This window comes from Pseudomonas sp. (genome assembly GCF_030147005.1).
Lineage (GTDB): Bacteria > Pseudomonadota > Gammaproteobacteria > Pseudomonadales > Pseudomonadaceae > Aquipseudomonas.
In genome coordinates this window covers 12,508-29,887 of record NZ_JASLAW010000251.1, presented here as the reverse complement: position 1 = coordinate 29,887, position 17,380 = coordinate 12,508, and the positions used below count along the sequence as shown (strand labels likewise).

The following is a 17,380-nucleotide window of genomic DNA, read 5'->3' as shown; positions in this document are numbered from 1 at the left end:
TCTGAATGAAAAAGGGGGCGGCAGTCTAACACCGCCCCTCTGCGTCGACTTACAGCTCGGCAGCCAGGCGCGAGCCCTGATTGATGGCGCGCTTGGCGTCCAGCTCGGCCGCCACATCGGCACCGCCAATCAGGTGCACGTTCTGCCCGGCGGCGACCAGGCCGTCATGCAGTTCGCGCAGCGGGTCCTGGCCGGCGCAAATGACGATGTTGTCCACCGCCAGCACCTGCGGCTCGCCCTCGGCGCCGATGCGAATATGCAGGCCTTCATCATCGATATTCAGGTATTCGACGCTGTTAAGCATCTGCACCTGTTTGTTCTTCAGACCGGTACGGTGGATCCAGCCGGTGGTCTTGCCCAGGCCGTCGCCGACCTTGGTCGCCTTGCGTTGCAGCAGGAACACCTCACGCGCCGGTGCATGCCGCTCGGGGTTGATCCCGGCTACGCCGCCGCGGGCTTCAAGCCGAGTGTCGATGCCCCACTCTTTCCAGAACGCTTCACGGTCCAGGCTGGTAGACACGCCCTGATGCACAAGGAATTCCGACACGTCGAACCCGATGCCGCCGGCGCCGATCACCGCCACGCGCTTGCCGACCGGCTTACGCTCGAGAATCACGTCCAGGTAGCTCAGCACCTTGGCATGTTCCACACCTGGGATCGCCGGCGTACGCGGTGCGATACCGGTGGCCAGGATCACCTCGTCATAACCGCCCGCCACCAGTTGCGCCACATCAACACGGGTGTTGAGGCACAGCTCGACATGGGTGGTCTGCAATTTGCGCTTGAAGTAACGCAGGGTTTCGACAAACTCTTCCTTGCCCGGCACGCGCTTGGCAATGTTGAACTGGCCACCGATCTCGCTGGCGGAATCGAACAAGGTCACCTGGTGCCCACGCTCGGCAGCCACGGTGGCAGCAGCCAACCCGGCTGGACCGGCGCCGACCACGGCGATTTTCTTGATCTGCTTGACCGGCAGGTAGTTAAGCTCGGTTTCATAGCACGCCCGCGGGTTGACCAGGCAGGTCGTCAACTTGCCGCCGAAAGTGTGGTCCAGGCACGCCTGATTGCAGCCGATGCAGGTATTGATCTCGTCGGCGCGCCCGGCCGCGGCTTTATTGACGAACTCCGGGTCGGCCAGAAATGGCCGCGCCATCGAAACCATGTCGGCGTCGCCCTCGGCCAGGATTTGTTCGGCGATTTCCGGCGTGTTGATGCGGTTGGTGGTGATCAGCGGAATCTGCACCGCGCCGCGCAATTTAGCGGTGACCTTGCTGAACGCACCGCGCGGCACCTTGGTGGCAATGGTCGGGATACGCGCTTCGTGCCAGCCGATGCCGGTGTTGATGATGGTCGCGCCGGCCTGCTCGATGGCCTTGGCCAGTTGCACGACTTCTTCCCAGACGCTGCCGCCTTCGACCAGGTCGAGCATCGACAGGCGGAAAATGATAATGAAATTCGGGCCGACCGCTTCACGCACCCGACGCACGATTTCCACGGCCAGGCGCATACGGTTTTCAAAGCTGCCACCCCAACGGTCGGTACGGTGGTTGGTGTGGGCGGCCAGGAACTGGTTAATGAAGTAGCCTTCGGAGCCCATGATTTCCACGCCGTCGTACTCGGCGACCTGGGCCAGCAGCGAGCAGGTGACGAAATCCTGGATCTGCTTCTCGATGCCCTCCTCGTCCAGCGCCTTGGGCTTGAACGGATTGATCGGCGCCTGAATGGCACTCGGCGCCACCTGCTTGGGACTGTAGGCATAACGCCCCGCATGGAGGATCTGCATGCAGATCTTGCCACCCGCATCGTGCACGGCGCGGGTAACGATCCTGTGCTTTTGCGCCTCTTCGTCGGTGGTCAGCTTGGCCGCACCCGCATACACGCCGCCCTCGTCGTTCGGGCCAATGCCGCCGGTCACCATCAGGCCGACGCCGCCACGGGCGCGCTCGGCGAAGTAAGCCGCCATGCGCTCGAAACCGCCGGGCTTTTCTTCCAGGCCTGTGTGCATGGAGCCCATCAGGGTGCGGTTACGCAGGGTGGTAAAACCCAGGTCCAACGGGGCCAGCAAGTGCGGGTAGGCAGCAGCGGTCATGGTACAGCTCCACAACGGATCATCACGGGACGTGGAGCGCTCGAATGGCACCCCATCGGTTTATGTCCCACAGACTAAGAGGCGACCACCTACCGCTCAATGACTGAAACTGACAAGTTATTGATCCAAATGCACAGCACCCCTTGGCAAGCCGGGCCGTGGGCCCTACCCTAGTCGCGAACCCTGCCCCCGGTCTGTTGTCTGTTGCCCCATGCGTAAATTACTCGTGTTCACCGTCACCATGGCCCTGGTTGCCGCCCTCGCCGCGTATCTGGTCTGGACCCAGGAGCGCCCCGTGGCGCATTACCTGTCGGACCTGCGCATCACCGTCGCCGTCAATGAAGGTCAACCGGCCGAACGTGGCAACCTGCTGGGCATCCAGCCGGAGCTGTTCCCCGCCGACTACCAGAGCCTGGAGCGCCTGCACTTGAAGCTCTCGGCCTATCTGCAAAAGGCCCGCGAACAGGGCTTGATCAACGACAAGACAGTCGTGGTCCTGCCCGAACATATCGGCACCTGGCTGATGCTGACCGGCGAGAAAAACGAGGTGTACCAGGCCACCCACCTCAAGGACGCGATGAACTGGTTGTCGATCAGCAACCCGTTGCAATTCATGCGCGCCTGGATCAGCGCCACCGGCGACAACCGAATGGACGATGCGTACCTGCGCATGAAGGCGCCAGGCATGGCACGCGACTACCAAGTGCTGTTTGGCGGCCTGGCCAAGGAGTTCGGCGTGACCCTGGTGGCCGGCTCCATCGCCCTGCCCAACCCCACAGTGAGCCTGGGGCAGCTGCAGGTCGGTCACGGCGCGCTGTACAACGTCAGCCTGGTATTTGCCGCCGATGGTTTGCCTCTCGGCCAGCCGCAGCGTCAGCTGTATCCAATTTACGACGAGCGCGGCTTTATCAATCCCGGCGATGAAAACATTGTCAGCGTGGTCGACACCCCGGCCGGGCGCCTGGGCGTCCTGATCGGCAGCGACAGCTGGTACCCGGATAACTACCGCAAGCTCAACGAACAAGGCGCCCAGCTGATTGCCGTACCGGCCTACGTGACCGGGCGCGACACCTGGGACCGCCCTTGGCGCGGCTTCAAGAGCGTATCAACGCCTTCGGAAGTCAGCCTCAAGCCCGAGGAAACCAGCGAGGGTGAAGCCTGGCGCCGCCTGACGCTGATCGGCCAGCCGCCCATCAGCCAAGCCACAGCCGGCATGAGCGTGTTTTTGCGTGGGCAGTTCTGGGACCTGGGCAGTGCCGGGCAAAGCTTTCTCAGCCGCAACGGGCACCTGTTTGCCGACGGCGATGCCCGTGGCGCGCGCCTGTTGAATATCTGGCTGTAGCCACGTGAAGCCGGTGCGCCTGGGGGATTTGTCGGTGGGCTTCGTGCACACCCTGGCCGATGCCATCCGCAGCCACGGTTTGGACCCGCAACCACTGTTGCTGCAATACGGCCTGGACCCTGCACGCTTGGCCGAAGCGGGTGCGCGCCTGTCGATCCCGCGCTATATGCGCCTGGGCCATGCGGCCATCCAACTGACCGGCGACCCGGGCCTGGGCCTGCGCATGGGTCAGCTCAGCCGTTTGAGTCAGGCCGGGCTCGCCGGTGTCACCGCCGCCCAGGCGCCGAATGTACGCGAAGCCGCGCGCACGCTGACGCGTTTCGAACCGCTGTATGGCTCCAACTACCGTGGGCAATCGAGTTTTCATGAAGACGCCGAAGGCGCCTGGCTGAGGTTCTATTCCATCAGCCCCTACAATGCCTACAACCGCTTTGTGGTGGACTCGATCATTGCCGGCTGGCTGCATCAACTGTCGAGCCTGGCGCAACAAAGGGTGCAGGCCCAACGCATCGAAATCGAATTCGAAGCACCCGAATACAGCCAGTCGTATGGCGTGCTGGGGGACAGTCCGGTGCAGTTCGGTGCCGACATCAATCAACTGCGCCTGAACCAACCCACGCTGGCGCTGCGCAACCCGGAGCACTGCCCGAGTACCTGGCAGTTATTGCTGCAATTGTGTGAAAGGGAACTGGAGCAACTGACGCGCACCCGCAGCCTGCGCGAGCGCATTACCCGTCTACTCGGGCCGATGCTCAATGGTGGCAGGGAACCCGACCTGGAAGAAGTGGCGGCACGCTTGAAGCTGCCCACCTGGACACTGCGCCGCAAACTCGCCGACGAGGGCACGCAGTTCCGTGCGATTCTCAACGACACCCGCCGCGACCTGGCCATGACCTATATTCGCGATACGGAACTGGCCTTTGGCGAGATCGCCTACTTGCTCGGTTTCGCCTCAGCCCAAGCCTTTCAGCGGGCCTTCAGACGCTGGAACAACCAGACCCCAGGGGAATTTCGCCGCAGTCAGCGGCATTCCGCCTGAAGCCGGGTTAAAGCTCGGTGGCATCGTCGACCGGATCCAGCGGGTCGTGTTCGAATGCCTGGTACTCCAGCAGTTCTTCCTGGTAATCGTCCATGGGGGACTCCTTGTTGAGTTAAAAGCGGCTGCGCAATTAATGACCTGCACGGCCAGCCTAAAGTGCCGTCATGACGAAAAAATGTCTGCGCCGTGACGTTCTTGCATCTAAAGATCAAACGCGGCAGCGACGGGAAGATTTAGCAGACGACTGTCGAGGTGCGATTGCAATCATTGCAATTGCAATCACATGACAGATTCCATTAGGGTAGACACCTCTGTTTCCAGGAGCCTTGTCCAATGCCCGCCTCTACCGAAAGCGCTGCGCAGTTGTGCATAGACGCACTTGACACCTGCTCATACCCGCGCGGCTCGCCGCTGTACACAGTCATGAACATGGCCAATATTTTGGAGTTCAGCCGACAAGCCTGGGTAATTCGCGGCCAGACCCGCACTCGGCGCGTGGGTAACTGGCCCGTCTGGTTTGCCCGCAACACCGGCGAAAAACCGATGCTCTACCTGCACAGTGCCACGTCGTCTGCACAGCTGTGCGCACTGTCGGACCAGACCGCCCAGCGCGGCATTTTGTGCAATGACAGCGAAGCCCAGCCGTCCCCCTGGCCGAAGGGCGCACACCCGTCGCTGCCCTTGTGGCTGTCGACCAATCCGCGCTGCACGCCATACGATCCGGCCTCGGGCGAAGAAGCGCGGGCGATCGTGCTGGCGGGTTTGCGCACGTTATATGTCGAGGGCCAGCCGGGCTTTTATTACCTGGCGCTGCATGATCAGCAAAGCGCAATCGCACCACAGACGCTGGATCCTGAAGGCACGATCAAGGGCATGTATCCCGTCCGGCGACCTGACAACGCAGACGCTGTGCGATTGCTCGGTGCCGGCAAGGCATTGCAGGAGGTCATCCATGCCGCACAGCTACTGGAACATGAATGGGGCATCACGGCCCACGTATGGAGCTGTCCCAGTTATACCCGCCTGGCCCGCGAGGCGGCGGCCGCTGAGCGCTGGAACCGCCTGCATCCGCGCGCGCCCAGGCGTAGCTGCCATTTGCGCGACTGCCTGGCGGGGAGCCGAACACCCGTGATTGCCGTCACCGGCTACCCACAGGCGGTTGTCGATCAATTGGCGGCACATGTGCACACGCGCTTCGTGGCGTTGGGCGCAGGCTCGGTGCAGGCAGCAGCACCGAACCGTTATTGGATTGCGGTGCTGGCGTTAAAAGCATTGGCCGATGAAGGCCAGTTGGACACACAAAGCGTGGAGATCGCCCTGCAACGGTACTACCTGAAATGACCGGAAATGCGGCCCCGCCCTCACGTCATCCCATTAAGTTTTGCGCCGGCCGCGGGTTTGCACGCCGGCGTCCAACGCCAACCCCGCCGTGCGCTCCAGCGCATCGGCGAAGGCGTGGCGATGCTCAGGCTCAATCTGCGACAAAAACAGCTCATCCACAGTGCTTTCGTAGATTTTCCACATTTTCTTACGCAGGGTACGGCCCGCCTCGGTGATCGACGCGAACGCCGCACGGCCATCGCCGTCGGAACGCGAGCGCACCACCAGGCCGTCCTTTTCGAGACGGTCGACCAGGCGCGTGAGGTTGTAGCGTTCAATGGCCAATACATCGGCCAGTTCATGCATACGGCGCGTGCCTTCCGCACCGCTTTCCAACCCCCACAACGCGTCGTACCACGCATACGGCGGCAGTTGCGCCTCGGCCAACCGCCGCTCGATCTCACGGATGACAGTCCTGTGGGCCCTGACAAAACGGAACCATACATCAGGCTCTTTCGACGACATGCAACACCATCCGGGGAATTTCAAGAAGGTTGCAATAGTAGCTCATCCCGGGCTAAATTCCGGCATGTCGTTGCAATTGCAACTATATCGCGCCACTCCCACAAGGAGTCAGCCGCCTGGAATCCGCCTACCCTGGAGCCTCATATGCACCCGAACAACGCAGCATCCCTGGACCACGATCCACAGGAAACCCGTGAGTGGCTGGACTCCATCGAATCGGTGCTGTCTGCCGAAGGTCGCCCCCGCGCCCATTACCTGATCGACCAGCTGCTGGATTTCGATGTAGCGCGCCACGGCGATTTTTACGGACGGGTGACCACCCCTTACGTCAACACCATTGCAGTCGAACGTCAGGTGCCCTACCCCGGCAATCTGGACATCGAACGACGGACCAATGCATTTATCCGCTGGAATGCCATGGCGATGGTGTTGCGGGCAGGCAAACATTCAGGCGTGGGTGGGCATATCGCTACCTATGCGTCAGCCGCCGTGCTTTACGATGTAGGCTTCGACCACTTCTTTCGTGGCCGAACCGACACGTTCGACGGCGATCTGGTGTACATCCAAGGTCACTCCTCGCCGGGCATCTACGGCCGCGCCTACCTGGAGGGCCGTATCAGCGAAGCCCAGCTCGACAACTTCCGCCGCGAGGCCGGCGGCGAGGGATTGTCTTCCTACCCTCACCCAAGATTGATGCCGGACTTCTGGCAATTCCCTACGGTTTCGATGGGGCTCGGGCCGATCACTGCCGCTTACCAGGCCCGCTTTATGCGTTACCTGGAATTTCGTGACCTTAAGCAACACCAGGGTCGCAAGGTATGGGCGTTCCTGGGTGATGGCGAAATGGATCAGCCGGAATCCCTGGCGGCCATTTCCGTCGCCGGCCGCGAAAAACTCGATAACCTGATTTTTGTCGTCAACTGCAATCTGCAGCGCCTGGACGGCCCGGTGCGCGGCAATGCCAAGGTGATCCAAGAGTTCGAGAGTTTGTACCGCGCCGCCGGCTGGAATGTCATCAAGGTGATCTGGGGCGGTGGCTGGGATGCGCTGCTGGAAAAGGACCACAGCGGCCTGCTGCGCCAACGCATGATGGAATGCGTGGACGGCGACTATCAAAATTACAAATCTCAGAATGGTGCCTACGTACGCGAGCATTTCTTCGGCAAATATCCGGAGTTGCTTGCGTTGGTTGCAGATATGTCCGACGACGATATTTGGAAACTCTCACGGGGCGGCCATGACCCGGCCAAGGTTTACAACGCCTACGCCGCCGCGGTACGGCACAAGGGCCAGCCCACTGTGATCTTGGCCAAAACCGTCAAGGGCTTTGGCATGGGCGAAGCCGGCGAAGGCCAGAACATCAACCATCAATTGAAAAAGATGGGGGCCGACGCGGTAAAAGCCTTCCGCGACCGCTTCGGGCTGGAAGTGGCCGATGACCAACTCGACGAAATCCCTTACCTCAAGCCTGCCGCCGACAGCGAAGAAGCCCGCTACTTCACCGCCAGGCGCCAAGCCCTGGGCGGCTATGTGCCGTCGCGCCAAGCGGCCGTCGCGCCGTTGCAGATACCCGAGCTGAGCGCGTTCGCTACCCAACTCAAAGACACCGGCGAGCGCGCCATCTCGACCACCATGGCCTTTGTGCGCATCCTCGGCACGCTGCTCAAGGACCCGCACCTGAGCAAGCTGATCGTACCCATCGTGCCGGATGAATCGCGCACCTTCGGCATGGAAAGCCTGTTCCGCCAGATCGGCATCCACTCTGCTGTCGGTCAGCTTTATACCCCGCAGGACGCTGGGCAATTGAGCTACTACAAGGAGAGCAAAGACGGACAGATCATGCAGGAAGGGCTGAATGAATCCGGCGCCATTTCTTCGTGGATCGCGGCGAGTACGTCCTACAGCAATCATGGCCTGATGACCGTGCCGTTCTATATTTTCTATTCGATGTTCGGCTTCCAGCGCGTGGGCGACCTGGCTTGGGCGGCGGGTGATGCACGCGCGCGCGGCTTCCTGCTGGGCGCCACGGCCGGGCGCACCACGCTGATGGGCGAAGGCTTGCAGCACGATGACGGACACAGCCATATCCTCGCGTCGGTGATTCCTTGCTGCGTGGCCTATGACCCGACATTTGCCTACGAGCTGGCGGTAATTATTCGCGAGGGCATGCGGCGTATGTATGTCGAACAGGAGGACATTTACTACTACATCACCCTGCTCAACGAAAACTACCCGCACCCGGCAATGCCCGAAGGCGTTGAACAGGGAATCCTCAAGGGCATGTATCCGCTGAGCACCCACCCACAAGCGCAGGCACAACTGATGGGTAGCGGCTCGATTTTGCGCGAAGTGATTGCCGCAGCCGAGCTGCTCGCCAAGGATTTCGCCGTGCACAGCGATGTCTGGAGCGTCACCAGCCTGACCGAGTTGCGCCGTGACGGGCACGCCGCCGAGCGCTGGAACCTGCTGAACCCGCAGAGCGAGCCGCGCCAGAGCTACGTTGAAACCTGCCTCGCCGGGAAAACCGGGGCGGTGGTGGTGGCTACGGACTACATGAAGTTATTCGCCGACCAGATTCGCCCTTTCGTGCACAACCGCCGATTCGTCGCACTGGGCACCGATGGTTTCGGGCAATCGGATACCCGGGAGACATTGCGCGAGTTTTTCGAGGTAGACCGCCACTTCATCGTTCTGGCTACCTTGAAAGCGTTGGCGGATGACGGCGTGATAGGCCGTGACAAAATCGTCGAGGCCATCAGCCGCTACGGGATCAACGTCGACAAGGCTGACCCCGTAGCCGTTTGAGCTACTGCGCAGGCATTGGCAGGGGTGGAATCGCCTCTGTCGGTGCCGGCAGGTCAGGATTGGTCGGCGCCGGAGCGGGCTCCATTGTCGGGGTCGCGCTAGGGGCCGGCTCTGGCTCTGGATTGGGCGTGATTGGCGCGATCGGTGCGGCCTCAGGAGGCGGTGCAAGCGGTTGCGCGGCGGCAGGCGCTTGCTGGGCGTCTTGAGGCGTCTCGCGCTTGTCGGCAACCGGAGCAGCCTTGGGTTCGGGCATGCCCAGGTCAGCCTTGGGGCGCTCTGGAATATGCTCGGCCTGCTTCACTTCCTGGGGCAGGAATACATCCACCAGAGCGAAGTAACGCTCATAGAACTTCGGTGCCGAGACGGTCTCGCTCGCTACCTTCACCATCGAGTCATCGGTGGAACCAATCGGCATCGATACCGAGCCGAGCACACCCACGCCGAGGCTTGCGGAGTTGTTGACCTTCTTCAGCGCATAGCGGTCCTGCAAGGCGTTGGCAAACATCGTCGAGTGATTGCTGCCTTTGCCATCAGCGGCACACACCACGTTGAAGCTGATCTGCAGGTGAGTCTCGCCGGTCTGCTGGAAACTCTTGTTACCGGCCACCAGCTTCGGATCGCTGCTGGTGATGATATAGCCCTGGCTTAGCAGGGCCCGGCGCGCCGCTTCACAGGCGGCCACGTCGCTGACCGGGTAATCGCGGGAAAACGTACCGGAATCATCGAAATTTTCGTGTTCATAAATCGCGGTCTTGGGTGACGAGCAACCCGCAGCGCCCGCCAGCACCAGCGCCAACCCTAGGTTTCGCAAGTGAAATGATGTCGACATCGAATATCCTGAGAAAAACAGTCCGGGCGGTATTGTGCAACAGAACGAGGCGTTGGCGCGCGCATTCCTGTCGGTAAAACGTCACAGGTCTTTGAGACACGCGTCCGCGATCATGGCAGGTTTGCTGATGGCGATTCCCTGACGTCCACCCATCGCCCTGGGTACGTTGCTGCATGCAGCACAGCGCATGCCGAAGGATAAGCCTTGGTCAGCCGCCAAAAAAAGACCCCGGCCTTTTCAGGACGGGGTCTTTCTGGTCAAGCCGACATCAGAACTTCTTGATGTCTGCCTCGGTTTCCAACTGCTTGCGGTAGGCAGCAAAGTCTTGCTGGCCAATACGCGAAGCGAGGGCGCGGCGGTATTGCGCCTTTTCTTCGTCCGTAGGCGCAGCCGCTTCATTGACGCCGTTCAAGCGCACGACCACCAGGCTGCCATCGCGCAGGGTGACGGTGGTGAAGGTCGGCTTGTCTTTGGCCGCAGGCTTGGGCATGCGGAACAGCGCTTGCAGCACGGCAGGATCGATGCCTTCCTGGCCACGGGTGGCCGCTTCAGTCACCTTCCAGGCCTGGCCGTCAACCGGCTGGTCCAAAGCGGCCTTGCCATCACGCAGGCTGGCGATCAACTCGTCGGCATGGGCTTTGGCGGCAGCGCTTGCACGCTCCTTGGCCATTTGTGTGCGAATCGCAGCGGACACCGTTTCCAGCGGCAGCTGGGCAGGCTTGAGGTGCTCTTTGGCACGCAGCACGATGATGGTTTCCGGGTCCAGCTCGATGGCGGTGCTGTTGGCACCCTCATCCAGCACTTCCGGGCTGAACGCAGCGGTGACCACGGCACGGTTGGCCGCGACGCCTTCGCCACCTTCACGGCCGAACGGCGCGGACGTGTGTACGGTCAGCTTCAGATCGGACGCCGGCTGGGCCAGGTCGGAGGCTTCGAATGCCGCATCTTCCAATTGCTTGGTTGCTTCGACAAACCGCTGTTCAACCTGCTGGGCCTTGAGCTCGCGGGTCAACTTGTCTTTCAGGCTGGCGAACGATGGCACTTCTGGTGCTTCAACGCCCAACAGTTTGATCAAGTGCCAACCGAAGGCCGTGCGCACCGGCACTGACACCTGGTCTTGCTTCAAGCCGTACAGAGCCGTCTCGAAGTCCGGGTCGTAGACGCCTGGGCCGGCAAAGCCGAGATCGCCACCATTGTTGGCCGAACCCGGATCCTGGGAGAATTCCTTGGCCAGCGCGTCAAACTTTTCGCCCTTGGCCAGGCGCGCCTGGATGTCTTCGATCTTGGCCTTGGCTTGCGCCTCGGTGACCTTGTCGTTGACCTCGATCAGAATATGCGCGGCACGACGCTGTTCAGCGAGGTTGGCGGTTTCTTTCTCGTAGGCAGCCTGCAGCTCATCGTCCTTGACGGTGACCTGGTCGAAGAAGGACGACTTCTTCAGCTCCAGGTAATCGATGACGACCTGATCCGGCGTCATGAACTCTTTGGCATGCTGGTCGTAGTAGGCCTTGACTTCGTCGTCGGTGAGTTTCACCGCAGCCGGGTCAGCCTTGATGTTGACGGTAGCGAAATCGCGTGTCTGTTTTTCCAGACGGGCGAATGCCAGCACCTCGGCATCGGTCACAAAACCACTGCCGGCGATGCCTGCGCGAACCTGGCCGATCAGCATTTCCTGGGTCATCATCTGACGGAATTGCATGCGGCTATAGCCCAGTTGACGGATCACCTGGTCAAAGCGTTCGGCGTTGAACTTGCCATCCACCTGAAACTCCGGCGTCTGCAGGATCACTTGGTCCAAAGCCGCTTCCGAGAAGCCGAACTTGGAGTCCGCAGCGCCTTGCAGCAGCAGCTTGCGATCGATCAGGCCCTTGAGGGCCGCGTCGCGCAGCAGTTTCTCGTCCAACAGGGAAGCATCGAAATCCTTGCCCAGTTGTTGCATCAGCTGGCGCCGTTGCATATCGACGGCCTGGCTCAATTCGGTCTGGGTGATTTGCTCACCGTTGACCTTGGCCACGTCCTGCGCGTTATTACCCGAAGCCTGGAAAATAGCCTCGATACCGGTGAACGCCATCAATGCGACGATGATCCCGATAATGGTCTTGGCAATCCAGCCTTGTGAATTGTCCCTGATATTTTGCAGCATGCGTCCCCCAGAAACGGTTGAACATCAAAAGTAGGCAACCGTGGAGCGTGGGTAGAATCCGGATAGAAGAAAGGCGCATCCGAGGATGCGCCTTCTCGTAACTGGCGGAGCGGACGGGGGTTTTAACTCTGACCCCCGGCGTGGCGACCCGATGGATACTTGGGCCAGCTACCGCTCCGCTGCCAGGCCAGACCTGCGTCCGACCCGGGTAAGCAAAGGCTCGATCGAAGCTTAGTTAACGGCTTCTTTCAGGGCTTTACCGGCTTTGAAACCTGGTTTCTTGGCAGCAGCGATTTGCAGTGCTTTGCCGGTCTGTGGGTTACGGCCAGTGCGAGCTGGGCGGTCAGTCACAGAGAAAGTACCGAAGCCTACCAGTACCACGGAGTCGCCGGCCTTCAGAGCGCCAGTGACGGATTCGATTACTGCGTCCAGCGCACGGCCGGCAGCAGCTTTCGGGATATCAGCGGATGCAGCGATAGCATCAATCAGTTCCGACTTGTTCACTCTAAGTCCCCTTATATATCTATGAGTATGATTCTAAGTTTTTTGGTGAAAGCAAAAATCAGTGCTGGATGGCCTACAGACACTTAAGAGCCGCTTTATAACAAGGGCTCTAAAAAGCTGTCAAGAAAGCCCCCCAGGCTCCAGCACATTAATGCGTGCTAATTCTTTCCTTGGAATCCGACTCGCGTTTTTCGTCCTTCGCGACAATCTCCGGAGCCACATCCGGCAAGGGCTCCGGCGCGTATTGCAGCGCAATTTGCAGGACTTCGTCAATCCATTTAACCGGTTTGATCTGAAGATCCTGTTTGATGTTGTCAGGAATTTCCTTCAAATCACGAACATTCTCTTCAGGAATGATCACGGTCTTGATTCCACCACGGTGTGCGGCGAGTAATTTCTCTTTCAGACCACCGATAGCCAATACCTGGCCGCGCAGGGTAATTTCCCCGGTCATCGCTACATCGGCACGCACCGGAATGCCGGTCAATGCCGACACCAGGGCCGTGCACATGCCTACACCCGCGCTGGGGCCGTCCTTCGGGGTCGCCCCTTCCGGCATATGGATATGGGTGTCGTGCTTCTCGTGGAAGTCCAGGGGGATACCCAGGCTCCTGGCACGACTGCGCACCACGGTCTGCGCGGCAGTGATGGATTCGACCATCACATCGCCGAGGGAGCCGGTCTTGATCAACTGGCCCTTGCCCGGGATCACCGCCGCTTCAATGGTCAGCAACTCGCCGCCCACCTGGGTCCACGCCAGGCCAGTCACCTGCCCTACCTGATCCTGCTGCTCGGCCAGGCCGTAGCGGAACTTGCGCACACCGAGGAAATGTTCCAGCGCGTCGGCCGTCACCTTCACCGAGAAGCGTTTTTCCAGCGCATGTTCCTTGACCGCCTTGCGGCAGATCTTTGCGATCTGACGCTCAAGGCCCCGTACGCCGGCCTCGCGGGTGTAGTAACGCACGATGTCTCGAATCGCTTCGACGTCAAACTCGATTTCGCCTTTCTTCAGGCCGTTGGCCGAAATCTGCTTGGGCGCGAGGTATTTGACGGCGATGTTGATCTTCTCGTCTTCGGTGTAACCCGGCAGACGAATCACCTCCATCCGGTCCAGCAACGCTGGCGGAATGTTCATGGAGTTGGAAGTGCACAGGAACATTACGTCGGACAAGTCGTAATCGACTTCCAGGTAATGATCGTTGAAATTGTGGTTCTGCTCGGGATCGAGCACCTCGAGCAACGCCGACGCCGGGTCGCCACGCATGTCGCTGCCCATTTTGTCGATTTCATCGAGCAGGAACAGCGGGTTGCGCACGCCCACTTTTGTCATTTTTTGAATCAATCTTCCCGGCATCGAACCGATGTAAGTCCGGCGATGGCCACGGATTTCAGCTTCGTCACGCACGCCGCCGAGGGCCATGCGCACGAACTTGCGATTGGTCGCACTGGCGATCGACTCCGCCAGAGAGGTTTTACCCACCCCGGGAGGACCGACCAGGCATAGCACTGGGCCGCGAATTTTCTTCACGCGCTTTTGCACGGCGAGGTATTCAAGGATACGTTCCTTGACCTCTTCAAGGCCGTAATGGTCGGCATCGAGGATTTCTTCAGCGCGTGTCAAGTCCAGGCGTACCTTGGTCTGAGCTTTCCACGGCACCTGCACCAGCCAATCAATGTAGGAGCGAACCACGGTGGCTTCGGCCGACATCGGTGACATCTGCTTGAGCTTGTTCAGCTCGGCCGTCGCCTTGGTCAACGCGTCTTTCGGCAGGCCGGCGGCATCGATGCGCTTTTTCAGCTCTTCGATCTCGTTGTGGCCTTCTTCGCCGTCGCCGAGTTCTTTCTGAATGGCCTTCATCTGCTCATTCAAGTAGTACTCGCGCTGACTGCGCTCCATCTGTTTCTTCACGCGGCCACGAATACGTTTCTCAACCTGCAGCAGGTCGATTTCGCCATCCAACAGTGCCAGCACGTGCTCGACACGGGCCGACAGATCGATGATTTCGAGGATGTCCTGCTTCTGATCGATTTTCAGCGCCATGTGCGCAGCCATGGTGTCGACCAGGCGGCTCGGCTCATCGATGCTGTTAAGGGACGACAGGACTTCAGCCGGGACTTTCTTACCCAGCTGCACATACTGCTCGAACTGCGACAGCAGGCTGCGCACGAACACTTCGGATTCGCGCTCAGGGGCTTCGACTTCGTCGATCAGCGTTACTTCGGCACGCAGGTGGCCGTCCACCTCCATGAAACGCTCTACCGCGCCACGCTGCTCGCCTTCCACCAGCACCTTGACGGTACCGTCGGGCAGCTTGAGCAATTGCAGAACAGTCGCAACGGTGCCGACGCGATACAGGGCGTCTTCGCCCGGATCATCATCAGCAGGATTCTTTTGGGCCAACAGCAGGATCTGCTTGTCGCCCGTCATCGCGGCCTCGAGGGCTTCGATAGACTTCTCGCGCCCCACGAACAGCGGGATAACCATGTGCGGATAGACGACGACATCACGCAACGGCAGGAGAGGCAATTCGATGGTTGTCTTCATGATTTCGCCTCTATGACAGTTGAAAAATAAGCTTGAAACCAAGATGGGGGTTGCATGCAAAAAAAACAAGCTCAATGCCAGCACTTAAACGCATGAATAAATGCGATTTAATCAGCCGTGGCGCAAAAACACCCCAAAAAAAGAAGGGGCCCCGAAAGGCCCCTTGCTTGTACCGCTACGTCACAGACACTTATGCGTCAGGTGCAGCCTTGGCAGTCGGCTCACTGTTTTCATAGATATACAGTGGCTTGGACTTGCCTTCGATAACGCTTTCGTCGATCACCACTTTGCTCACCTCGGACTGCGAGGGGATTTCGTACATGGTGTCGAGCAACACGCCTTCGAGGATCGAGCGCAGACCACGTGCACCGGTCTTGCGCTCCAGTGCCCGCTTGGCCACTGATTTGAGCGCGTCGGTACGGAACTCGAGGTCTACACCTTCCATTTCGAACAGCTTGGCGTATTGCTTGGTCAGGGCGTTTTTCGGCTCGGTGAGGATCTGAATCAAAGCCGCCTCATCCAGCTCGTCCAGCGTGGCCAGGACCGGCAGACGACCGACGAATTCCGGGATCAGACCGAACTTGACCAGATCGTCAGGTTCGACTTCACGCAGGGACTCGCCTACCTTCTTGCCTTCTTCCTTGCTACGCACTTCCGCGCCAAAACCGATGCCACCGCGGGTGGAACGCTGCTGAATAACCTTTTCCAGCCCGGAGAACGCACCGCCGCAGATGAACAGGATGTTGCGCGTATCGACCTGCAGGAATTCCTGCTGCGGGTGCTTACGGCCACCTTGCGGCGGTACCGAAGCGACCGTGCCTTCGATCAGCTTCAACAGTGCCTGCTGTACGCCTTCACCGGAAACATCCCGAGTGATCGACGGGTTGTCCGACTTGCGCGAAATCTTGTCGATTTCGTCGATGTAGACAATACCCATCTGGGCCTTTTCTACATCGTAGTCGCACTTCTGCAGCAGTTTCTGAATGATGTTCTCGACATCTTCGCCCACGTAGCCAGCCTCGGTGAGGGTGGTGGCGTCGGCGATAGTGAACGGAACGTTCAGCAGGCGAGCAAGGGTTTCCGCAAGCAAGGTTTTACCCGAGCCTGTAGGGCCGATCAGCAGGATATTACTCTTGCCGAGTTCGACCTCGTCGCCTTTCTTGTCACGCTGGTTCAAGCGCTTGTAGTGGTTGTACACCGCTACGGCCAGAACCTTCTTTGCACGCTCCTGACCAATCACATACTGGTCAAGGATGCCGCTGATTTCTTTGGGCGATGGGAGTTTGTGCGCACTGCTCTCGGCCTGGGCTTCCTGCACCTCCTCGCGGATGATGTCATTGCACAGGTCGACGCATTCGTCGCAGATAAACACCGAGGGACCGGCAATTAATTTGCGTACTTCATGCTGGCTTTTGCCACAGAAGGAGCAATAGAGCAGCTTGCCGTTGTCCTCGCCGTTGCGGGTGTCAGTCATTCGTTCGATCCAAATCCGATAGGCTTGCAACACAAGATGAAGGCTTATGCGGGCTTTTTCAAGCCCGCCAGTGGTCGGACATGCCGACCAACCCTATTTTGAGCGGCTTATATTAAGCGGGGCGCTTTTCGATCACTGCGTCGATCAACCCGTATTCACGGGCGGCTTCAGCGCTCATGAAGTTGTCACGGTTGGTATCACGCTCGATTTCTTCAAGTGTGTGCCCGCTGTGCTTGGCCATCAGCGTGTTAAGACGCTCACGAATGAAGAGGATTTCCTTGGCATGGATTTCGATGTCCGATGCCTGACCCTGGAAACCACCCAGTGGCTGGTGAATCATCACACGTGAGTTCGGCAGGCAGTAACGCTTGCCCTCGGCACCGGCGGTCAGCAGGAATGCACCCATGCTGCAGGCCTGGCCAATGCAGGTAGTCGACACGTTTGGCTTGATGAACTGCATGGTGTCGTAGATCGACATGCCCGCTGTTACCGAACCGCCCGGCGAGTTGATGTAGAGATGGATGTCCTTGTCCGGGTTTTCCGCTTCAAGGAACAGCAGCTGCGCACAGATCAGGTTGGCCATGTAGTCCTCTACCGGGCCAACCAGAAAGATCACTCGCTCTTTGAGCAGGCGCGAGTAGATGTCGTAGGCGCGTTCACCACGAGCGGACTGCTCGACAACCATCGGGACCAGGCCGCCTGCGGCCTGGATATCAGAGTTCTGCTGAATATAGGAATTACGGAACATGCTCTGCAGTTACTCCC

General features: G+C 59.7%; 12 protein-coding genes. 4 read left to right on the top strand and 8 right to left on the bottom strand.

Annotated features, from left to right (window positions below; genetic code table 11):
* Window positions 1–49: 49 nt before the first annotated feature.
* Complete coding sequence (locus tag Q1V60_RS24055) at window positions 50–2,089, bottom strand: NADPH-dependent 2,4-dienoyl-CoA reductase (RefSeq protein ID WP_300635489.1); 2,040 nt, start codon at window positions 2,087–2,089, stop codon at window positions 50–52.
* A 211-nt stretch (window positions 2,090–2,300) separates the two neighbouring features.
* Here Q1V60_RS24055 and Q1V60_RS24050 point away from each other — a divergent pair, with 211 nt between their 5' ends.
* The 3 genes from Q1V60_RS24050 (at window position 2,301) to Q1V60_RS24040 (ending at window position 5,811) form a co-directional block, all read left to right on the top strand.
* Complete coding sequence (locus Q1V60_RS24050; protein ID WP_300635487.1) at window positions 2,301–3,431, top strand: carbon-nitrogen hydrolase family protein; 1,131 nt, start codon at window positions 2,301–2,303, stop codon at window positions 3,429–3,431.
* 4 nt (window positions 3,432–3,435) lie between these two features.
* Window positions 3,436–4,470: an AraC family transcriptional regulator gene (locus tag Q1V60_RS24045; protein WP_300635485.1), complete on the top strand. Its 1,035-nt coding sequence runs from the start codon at window positions 3,436–3,438 to the stop codon at window positions 4,468–4,470.
* A gap of 333 nt (window positions 4,471–4,803) precedes the next feature.
* Window positions 4,804–5,811: a pyruvate dehydrogenase gene (locus Q1V60_RS24040; protein WP_300635483.1), complete on the top strand. Its 1,008-nt coding sequence runs from the start codon at window positions 4,804–4,806 to the stop codon at window positions 5,809–5,811.
* Window positions 5,812–5,844: 33 nt separating this feature from the next.
* On the opposite strand, the gene Q1V60_RS24035 is transcribed toward Q1V60_RS24040, so the two are convergent.
* Complete coding sequence (locus Q1V60_RS24035; RefSeq protein ID WP_300635481.1) at window positions 5,845–6,315, bottom strand: MarR family transcriptional regulator; 471 nt, start codon at window positions 6,313–6,315, stop codon at window positions 5,845–5,847.
* A 144-nt stretch (window positions 6,316–6,459) separates the two neighbouring features.
* Between Q1V60_RS24035 and aceE the strand changes: the two genes are divergently transcribed.
* A complete protein-coding gene (aceE, locus tag Q1V60_RS24030) occupies window positions 6,460–9,120 on the top strand; it encodes a pyruvate dehydrogenase (acetyl-transferring), homodimeric type (RefSeq protein ID WP_300635479.1) in 2,661 nt (886 codons plus the stop codon).
* A 1-nt stretch (window position 9,121) separates the two neighbouring features.
* On the opposite strand, the gene Q1V60_RS24025 is transcribed toward aceE, so the two are convergent.
* The 6 genes from Q1V60_RS24025 to clpP all read right to left on the bottom strand — a co-directional run bounded on the left by Q1V60_RS24025 (window position 9,122) and on the right by clpP (window position 17,363).
* Window positions 9,122–9,949, bottom strand: a complete 828-nt coding sequence (locus Q1V60_RS24025) for a DUF2242 domain-containing protein (protein WP_300635477.1) — start codon at window positions 9,947–9,949, stop codon at window positions 9,122–9,124.
* Between the two features lie 268 nt (window positions 9,950–10,217).
* Window positions 10,218–12,092, bottom strand: a complete 1,875-nt coding sequence (locus Q1V60_RS24020) for a SurA N-terminal domain-containing protein (protein WP_300635475.1) — start codon at window positions 12,090–12,092, stop codon at window positions 10,218–10,220.
* Window positions 12,093–12,323: 231 nt separating this feature from the next.
* On the bottom strand, window positions 12,324–12,596 hold the full coding sequence (locus Q1V60_RS24015; protein WP_003174819.1) for an HU family DNA-binding protein: 273 nt from the start codon (window positions 12,594–12,596) through the stop codon (window positions 12,324–12,326).
* Window positions 12,597–12,744: 148 nt separating this feature from the next.
* Complete coding sequence (lon, locus tag Q1V60_RS24010; protein WP_300635471.1) at window positions 12,745–15,141, bottom strand: endopeptidase La; 2,397 nt, start codon at window positions 15,139–15,141, stop codon at window positions 12,745–12,747.
* Window positions 15,142–15,331: 190 nt separating this feature from the next.
* The gene (gene clpX, locus Q1V60_RS24005) at window positions 15,332–16,615 is read right to left on the bottom strand and encodes an ATP-dependent Clp protease ATP-binding subunit ClpX (protein ID WP_083357885.1); all 1,284 of its coding nucleotides are present in this window, start codon (window positions 16,613–16,615) and stop codon (window positions 15,332–15,334) included.
* 112 nt (window positions 16,616–16,727) lie between these two features.
* A complete protein-coding gene (gene clpP / locus Q1V60_RS24000) occupies window positions 16,728–17,363 on the bottom strand; it encodes an ATP-dependent Clp endopeptidase proteolytic subunit ClpP (protein WP_003174822.1) in 636 nt (211 codons plus the stop codon).
* Window positions 17,364–17,380 lie beyond the last annotated feature (17 nt).